Origin of the sequence: Catenulispora pinisilvae (genome assembly GCF_015356865.1) — a bacterium.
Classification (GTDB): domain Bacteria; phylum Actinomycetota; class Actinomycetes; order Streptomycetales; family Catenulisporaceae; genus Catenulispora; species Catenulispora pinisilvae.
The window spans coordinates 1-7,724 of record NZ_JAAFZA010000360.1 but is presented as its reverse complement, the minus strand read 5'-3'; the positions used below and the strand labels follow the sequence as shown (position 1 = coordinate 7,724).

4 protein-coding genes are annotated in these 7,724 nt (G+C 68.2%); 1 reads left to right on the top strand and 3 read right to left on the bottom strand.

Annotated elements, in window-relative coordinates; genetic code table 11:
* Positions 1–2,731, bottom strand: a 2,731-nt coding sequence (locus tag IZR01_RS46510; RefSeq protein ID WP_194927565.1) for a penicillin acylase family protein, incomplete at its 3' end; no start/stop codon positions are given.
* On the opposite strand from IZR01_RS46510, the gene IZR01_RS46505 reads away from it, so the two are divergent.
* Positions 2,730–4,649 carry an AMP-binding protein gene (locus IZR01_RS46505; RefSeq protein ID WP_323747298.1) on the top strand — a complete coding sequence of 640 codons (1,920 nt, stop codon included), beginning with the start codon at positions 2,730–2,732 and terminating at the stop codon, positions 4,647–4,649. The genes IZR01_RS46510 and IZR01_RS46505 overlap by 2 nt on opposite strands.
* Positions 4,650–4,671: 22 nt before the next feature.
* On the opposite strand, the gene IZR01_RS46500 is transcribed toward IZR01_RS46505, so the two are convergent.
* Entirely contained in the window at positions 4,672–5,223 is a 552-nt protein-coding gene (locus tag IZR01_RS46500) for a P-loop nucleotide/nucleoside kinase family protein (protein WP_194927563.1), read from the bottom strand.
* A gap of 86 nt (positions 5,224–5,309) precedes the next feature.
* The gene (locus tag IZR01_RS46495; protein ID WP_323747297.1) at positions 5,310–7,322 is read right to left on the bottom strand and encodes a hypothetical protein; all 2,013 of its coding nucleotides are present in this window, start codon (positions 7,320–7,322) and stop codon (positions 5,310–5,312) included.
* Positions 7,323–7,724: the final 402 nt, after the last annotated feature.

Here is a 7,724-nt window from a genome sequence, read left to right as displayed (position 1 = left end):
GGTAGACGGTGGCCGCCGGGGTGGCGACCGCCGTGGACAGCGCGGACAGCAGGGCCGTGCGGCACGCGGTCAGGTTGCCGCCGCCGCAGTAGCTCTGCGCCAACGGGCCCTGGACCGATTCACCGAGAACGCTGCGCAGGTCCTTGTCGACGTAGGAATACCAGCCGAGCTCATACGACGAGCCACTGTGGGGCACAAGGGCCCCGCCGCCGCCGCTCGGCGGTTGGTCTAGTGGCTGCACGCCCTTCATCGCGTTGTAGAGGTCGCTTCCCATCCCCGGCTGGAATTCGGCCTGGACCAGCAGCGGCCACCAGGCATCCATGATGCGGATGGCGTCGGAGTCGGAGTAGGTCTTGCTGCCGGCCGTGGTCTCCTTGCGTTTGGAACCGTCGGCCAGCCAGGTCTTCAGCTCGGCCACGGCAGCGGCCTGCGTCGGATCCGTCGGCGTGCCGATCACCTGCAACAGCTCCGGCAGCAGCTTCTCCCCACGCAAGTCGGTCAGCGCCGCGTCCTCCATCGCCTGAGTCAGGTTGGCCCGGGTGACCTTGGTGCCGGAGTTGATCAGACCCTTGACGCGATCGTCGAGCAGGTTGCTGCGGTAGATCGAGCCGTCACCGAAGGTGGAGACCGTGTAATCCTGGGCGATCTTGTTGTTCCAGGACACGTAGTAGTCCTGGTCGATCGAGTTCGGATGCGCCGCAAACGGTGTGTTGGCCACCGTGTTCGTACTCGGATCCCAATTCAGCCACTGATGCGCGGCGTCAGCGGTGATCGGCAGGTTCGGGTCGTCCTGAGCCGGACGCGTCGGGTTCAGACCCGAGTTGTAGTAGGCCGTGTGCTTGGAATCGACGTAGAACCAGTTGAACGTGTAGCTGATGTTCGAGGCCGCCTGCTGGAACCCGGCCGGACCGGTCACCACGCTGGGGTCGTTGAACATCTGGAAACCGACGATGGTGTCGACCTCATGCTGGTACGTCGAACGCAACGCGGTGTACGCGACCGGTTTACCGCCGACCGTGGCACGCGCCTGCACGATGCCGAAGTTCGTCCGGAGCGCGATGAGTTTGTACGAACCGACTGGCGTGCTGTCGGCGATGGTCGGGCTCCAGGAGTCGTCCCGCTCGATCTGCTGCATCGGCGTGCACACGCCGTTGTACAGGTAGGCGTCGGAATCCTTGGTCGCCGGCGTGCCATCGGTGTTGCACAACGTCACCGCGAACGTGTCGATCATGTCCTGGCCCGCCGAGGTGGCACTCCAGGAGTAGTCGGCACCACGGCCGAGTTCGACATAGAAGTTCAGACCCGCGAAGGCCGCACCCCGGGCACTGATACCAGGGCCCTGAATCTCCTCCAACATCAGCAACTGCGGAGCGAAGTAACCAGTCTGCGGGCCGAAGACGGCGACCGGATTCCCAGTATCAGTATATTGACCCGAAACCACCAGCGCGTTGGACATGCCGCGTTTGCTCTGGAACAGATCGGCGGGCAGCACGCCATCGCCCATCGAATTCGCCTGCTTGGCGAGGGCTGGATCGGCCTTGAGGTTGGCGTTGGACGTCGCCGATTTGGTAGCGGCCGAACCGGTCGCCGTTGTCGGGGTCTTCGCGGAGGCACTGGTGCTGGAGGCGGCCGAGCCGGTCGGGTCGAAGACGATCTGCTGCGGGGTGACCGAGCCCGGGTCCGGCATCGCCACACCGGAAGCGTTCGCCGGGGACCCGTTGAACGGGAACGACTGACCGTCATGCAGCGTCAAGTCCGCCTCGGGGTCGTTCTCCTCCCGGAAGGAATTCCAGACCGCGTCACCCTGAGCCGTCCCGTACTTGGCCTCGGCCGCCTCCTTCACCAGCGCGGAGGCAACCTGGTTGCCACCGCCGGCACCGAACAACGCGCCGATCACAGTGCCGATCGCGACCAGGTCGGTGGGCTGGAAGTTCTGGATGCCGGCGCCGGTGAAGACTGCGGCGTTGCCGGTGAGGTCGTACTCGCCCGGGAAAACGTGGCCGGCCTTAGCGTCGGCGATGTACTGGTTCAGCCCGGCGATGTAGTCGGTCACGTCCTGATACGCCTGTGCACCGCGCGGTCCGCTGTTCTTCACGCGGTCGATCTGCGCCTGCAGATCGGGTTCGGTGTAGGCACCGTTGAGATAGAGGGCCTGCTCCAACTGCCGGTTGCCGGCCGCGCCACCGGCGAACCCGCTGAGCTCGCCCCGGCCGAGATGCCGGAAGACGTCCATCATCCACAGCCGGTCCTGCCCGGCAGCGTATCCGGCCCCGTATTCGGTACCGGAACGGGTGGTCCCGTAGATGTGCGGGATGTCCTCGGTGTCCCGGGTGATGGTGACATCACTGCGGCCACCAGGATCGAGAGTGCTGGTGACCTGGTTGGCCGGAACACCGAAGGAAGAGTCGTTGAAGAAATTACCCAACGTGCTATTGGTCAAGCCGGTGTAGCCATCGACCAGGCTCGCGTACTTGCCAAGCTGGTCATCGGTGTTGGACGGCCGATTCCCAGTGGTCTTGAACCACAGGATCTGCGTCGCCGTGGCGCTGCCGTTCTCCCCCGGCGGCAAGATGTCATTGCACTGACCCAGGCAGTCGTCGGCGACACCGGACGCGGCGATCGCGGCCGGCTTCGCGGGCGCCGCCGAAGCCGTCAGCGCCGGCACCCCAACGGCCCCACCCACCGCCAGCACAGTCAGCACCGCAGCTATTGTTCGGGCACGGATATGCATGCACGTCTCCATTTCGAGGATGTCACGGCACTGCGTACCTCGAAGCCTAGGAAGATGCGGCCAGGACCGGTCCTGGAAGGTTCCAGGATCGACGCCCCCCAGCCGCCGGGCCCACCCGGTCTTGCTCGGCGAACGGCCAGAACCAGTCTTCGGCTGTCGATCTCGGCGCCGTCTACCTCAACAATGTGTCAGCGCTTTTGGATGCCGGTTCATCGCAGCCACTACCATTTCTTCGAGTGATCAGTTCATCATGATCCGTGATTGCGAGGTCCTTATGCTCCCCTCCTGGGATTCGTTCGCGCCGTCGCCGGAGGTGGCGCGTCGGTACCGCGATCAGGGCTGGTGGCGCGACACGACGTTCTCTGACGATCTTCGGAGATCGGCCGCCGAGAGGCCGGATGACACCGCTCTGTTGACGTGGCGTCACCGCGACAGCCGACTCGTCCCGCTGTCATTCCGCGAGTTCGACGATCGTGCGGACGCGGTGGCCGGCGCCCTGCGGGAGCTCGGGGTGCGCCGCGGGGAGGTGGTGGCCCACCAGTTGCCCACCTGGTGGGAGGCCGCGGTCCTGATGATCGCCTGTCTGCGGGCCGGGGCGGTCGTGGCGCCCGTGCCGACCGTGTTCGGATCGCTGGTGACCGAGCGCGCACTGGTCGGCGTCGGCGCCGTCGCCTGCGTCGTGCCCGACGAGTGGGACGGTGTCCCGCACGCACGTCAACTCCTCGAACTGACGCCCAGGCTGCCCGCTCTGCGTCATCGCATCGTCATCGGCGACGCCGCCGCCACGAACGCGGTCAGCCTCGACGACGCGTTCCACGGCCGCGCCGCCACCGAGCGGCCCCAGGGACTCGAACCCCTTGCCCCCGACGACGCTTATGCGCTCATGATGACCTCAGGCACCACCGGCGAGGCCCAACTCGTCGTACACAGCGCCAACACCCTCTACGGGGTGCCGCGGCCCGCGCCCCAGGACTCCGCGCAGCTTCGTGCGATCACCACCGGCCTGTCCTTCATCGCGGCGTTCCGCAGGGTCGTTCACACCACCGCCCCGTCGGTGGGTGTGACGTTCCTCAGCGACAGCCACGACCCTGGATCCTGGCTCGACCTGATCGAGCTGAACGGGGTGAACGACCTGTGGACCACGCCCCGGATGCTCCGCGAACTCACCGAGGAACAGCGGCGCCGGGCCCGGGATGTCAGGAGCCTGCGGACCGTCAGCAGCTTCGGCGGCCCGCTGCCCCAGGTGGTCCTTTCGGCGGTGCTGGAGGAGCTGTCCCCCGTCGTGAGAAACGTCTGGGGCATGACCGAGTGTGGCAGCGTACTGAGCACCGGGTCGGACGATCCGCCAGCGCACGCCGCCCGCAGTCTCGGGCGGGTCATACCGGGCAGAGAAGTCCGGCCGCAGCCGGCCGGGCGGACGCCCCACGGCGACGTCTTCCGACTGCACGTGCGCGGACCCGCGGTCTGCCTGGCGACCGTCGGCCGCGACAGCGGACAGATCCGGTGGTCCCCGAACGAGGACGACGGCTGGCTGGACAGCGGAGACCTGGCGACCTCCGACGGGATGGGCGGGCTGCGGTTCGTCAGTCGGGCGGCCGAACGCATCGGCGATACCTGGCAGATCCCGGTGGCCGACGTCGAGGACGCGTTGCTGGCCCACCCCGGCATCGAGGACGCGGTACTCGTGCCGTGGCGGCACGCCGACGGTCGGGAGACCCCCTGCGCCGCGGTTGTCTCCTCGTCCAAGCCGGGCCTGGACGAGGTACGCGGCCACCTGGAGCGGCTCGGCTTCCACCAGTCCTGCCTGCCTACCCGGATCGAGCACGTCACCGATTTCCCTCGCACCGAACTGGGCAAAGTCCGCCGGAAGGTCTTGCTCGACCGACTCACAGGACGCGCGACAGAACCCGCCGGCTGAGGTGGCCGCAACGCCTCCGCCGCTACGCGCGTGTCGGCGGCCGCCAATCGTCGCCAAAGGACGGCCACCGGTCGGCTGCCCACTCCCTCCAGCTTCGCCAGCCCTCTGGTAGGTCGCTGATCTGCCCATTGGAAAGCTCTGCGTCGTCGGGTTCCTCGAAGAAGGCCCTCGCGTCGGCCAACTCCTGTTCGAGCATGGGAAAGGTCTCGTACGGCGCGGTCGCTTGCCGGTGGGCGACACGGGCCCGCTGGGTCGCCTCGTCCACCGGCAAGTAAGCGAGTTCGAACGAGCCGCCCGCCTCTTCCACCAAGTGACGGATCGCGTATCGCTCATTGCGTGACCAGCAGCCGAAGTCCAGGACCACGGCGTTCCCCAGCCGCAGCGCCTCAAGCGCGAGTTTCAGCAGCTGCCCCTCCAAAACGTCGCGCTTGCCGTCTGCCTCCGACTCCCCGAAGAGCGGGATCATCCACTCGTCCGGTGTGAGCCGCAGCGCGTTCAGCTTCGCGGCCAGCTGCCGGGCTCGCGTGGTCTTCCCTGCGCCCTGCAGGCCGACCGTCAGTATCAGCATCGCCATGAGCTGAGCCTTTCAGCCGGCTTTGCGCGGCGACAACGCGTTTCCGGACGGGTCCGGTGGTGCCGTCCCAGCTCAGCTCACTCAGCTCAGCCGATGGAGTAGGCGTTGGCGACGGTCTGGCTGATCGAGCCGCCGATCGCATCGGTGGCGGTCACCTTCAGCCACGGCGTGCTGCCCTTCGGCGCGCTGTTGGGCCACGCCGCCAGGTAGTGTCCGCCGCCGGTCGGGGCCACGGTGGCCGGGACCCAGGTCTTGCCCGCGTCGTAGGACACGGAGACGGTGGCGCCGGTGATCGCCGCGTGCGAGCCCTGGCCCTGGTAGGACTGGTGGCCGACGCCGAGGTCGAGCAGTTGGACCGGCAGGTGGCTGGTGTTGGAGCCGTCGGTCGAGAGCTGGTAGTTCAGCGACAGCGCCGGCAGGATCTCGCACTGCATGTTGACGAAGTTCGACGCGTAGCAGAAGTCGTCGGCCGGGAGGGTGGGCTGCTGGGCCGACCCCGGCGTGTAGCGGAAAGTGATGTCGGTGTGGGTCTTCGTGGACTGCGACATCGGCAGGCCGCTGCCGGTGGTGTCGGCGTCGTAGACCATGCGGTAAGTGCCGGGCTGGGCGGTGGTGCCGGGGAGCTCGGTGTGGGGCCAGCCGGACTGTGAGGCGACCTGGACGCCGTCGCGGTAGACGCTGAACGTCGCGGTGTAGCCGGGGCCGTTGTCGTGGGCGGCGCTGTTCGGGTCGCTGTCGGTGAACTCGGTGACGCCGAAGTCCATCAGGTCGGTGACGGGGTCCACGCAGGCGTTGCAGGCCATTCCGTTCGTGTACTGGCCGACCTGGGGCGTCAGGGGGCCGTGGCCCCAGGTGCGCCAAGTCTGGCCCGGACCCCGGTAGATGCCGAGGTCTTCGAAATCGAGCTCTGAGTCCTGGTTCGGGGCGTTCTCCACCGGCACGTAGTCGGCGGCCCAGAAGACGTCGTCGGTCGACACGCCGATGTAGTCGGTCAGACGTCCCGGCGTCGGGACGATGTAGATCATTCCGCCGCCGCCGTCCGGGCCGCTGGCCCCGATGACCCAGCCGGCCTGGTGGGCGGGGTTGGCCGCATCGGTGGCGAAGACATTGTGGGAGGTCTGGATCCGGGACAGGTCCGGCCGGTAGGTCTGGTTCGCGTCGATGTGGTCGGACGGGGGGAAGCTGAGGTCGTAGCGGTAGGGGTCGGGGCCGGCGGGTCCGGCCGCGCCGAAGTCCAGGACGCGGAAGGCGAGGGCGCCTACCCGCGCGGCCGGTTGCGGTGTCATCCAGGTGGCGCCCGAACCGCCGGTCATGACCTGGCCCGAGGCACCGGCGGCGTCGGTCCGGTCAATGGTCTCGAGGTCGCCGTCAGCGGTGGCCGGCCGGGGCGTGACGGCGCCGACCAGCGCGGTCGCGGTGCGCTCGTCGGCGGTCAGGGTGGTGGTGCCCGGGGCGGTCACGGCCAGGTCGGTCCGGGTCACGACGTGCTCGGTGGCGATGCCGTTCGCGGGGCCGGGGGTGGCGAAGACCGTGACCGCGCAGTAGTTCCCGCTGGGGACCGCGACCCGGGCGACGCCGGCCTTCAGCGGGATCGGGGCCGCGTACCGCTTCAGGTCGTCGGTGTTGAACAGGAAGGTGGTCGCCTGGGCCGACGCGCCGCCGTCCAGGCCGATGCCGTCGATCTCCAGGATGCTCAGCGGGTAGTGCGGTGTGACGGCCGCGGGGCGGGCGGCTGCCGGGGCCGCGGTGTCATACGCGGCCGGGTCATAGGCCTGACCCGAGCCGATGACCGACGCCGGGATCACGTAGGCGTGCCCGCCCACGGCCATCTGGACCGCGGGCGCCGAGCGCCCGTCCGGCGTGGTCACCGTCGTCGACGCGTGCGCCCCGGAGCCGCGCACGGTGACCCGATCGCCGTTCGGCAGGGTACTGACATGCACGGCGGAGCGGGCCGGCCCGGCTGGAGCCGTCGCCGTGCCGGCCGCCGCGGAGGCGGTTGCTGAAGCGGATGCCGCGGCAGCGGCTATGGTGGCGACCGCCAGACCGAGGGCGGCGGCACTCCGACGCGCCGAGCGACGGGTGATGCTGTTCTCTGACACTGGTTCCTCCCGTTCGTGGACACTCGACTGTCATACGAAGCCGGACCCGCGCCAGGTTGTCAGTGTGAACCGACTAGACGATGATTCCTGGGGGTTCCGGCTAGTGCGGTGGCTGGATTGGTTCACCGTGTTGGTGGTGTGGTTGCGGGTTGGACGAGAGTCGGGCACGGAGGCCGCCGGTCACGTACAGGGTTAAGGGCGTTGTGAAAAAACCGCCTGTTTTCGTCCGCCGGCTTGTGTACGCAAGGTGCGGTCGCGTGGCAGGGCGGACGAATACCGGCCGTTTTTTCACAACATGTGTGGTCGGCTCAGCCGTGCCCGGCTTGGGTGCGGGCGCTGCGGTGGTTCTGGTCCCGGCGTCGGGGGGTTGGCGCCTGGGTTGTTCGTTCTCGGGGGGTGAGT

Coding starts and splice junctions, on each gene's coding strand:
- IZR01_RS46505 (WP_323747298.1), top strand. CDS start 2,730: ATGCACGTCTCCATTTCGAGGATGTCACGGCACTGCGTACCTCGAAGC.
- IZR01_RS46500 (WP_194927563.1), bottom strand. CDS start 5,223: ATGGCGATGCTGATACTGACGGTCGGCCTGCAGGGCGCAGGGAAGACC.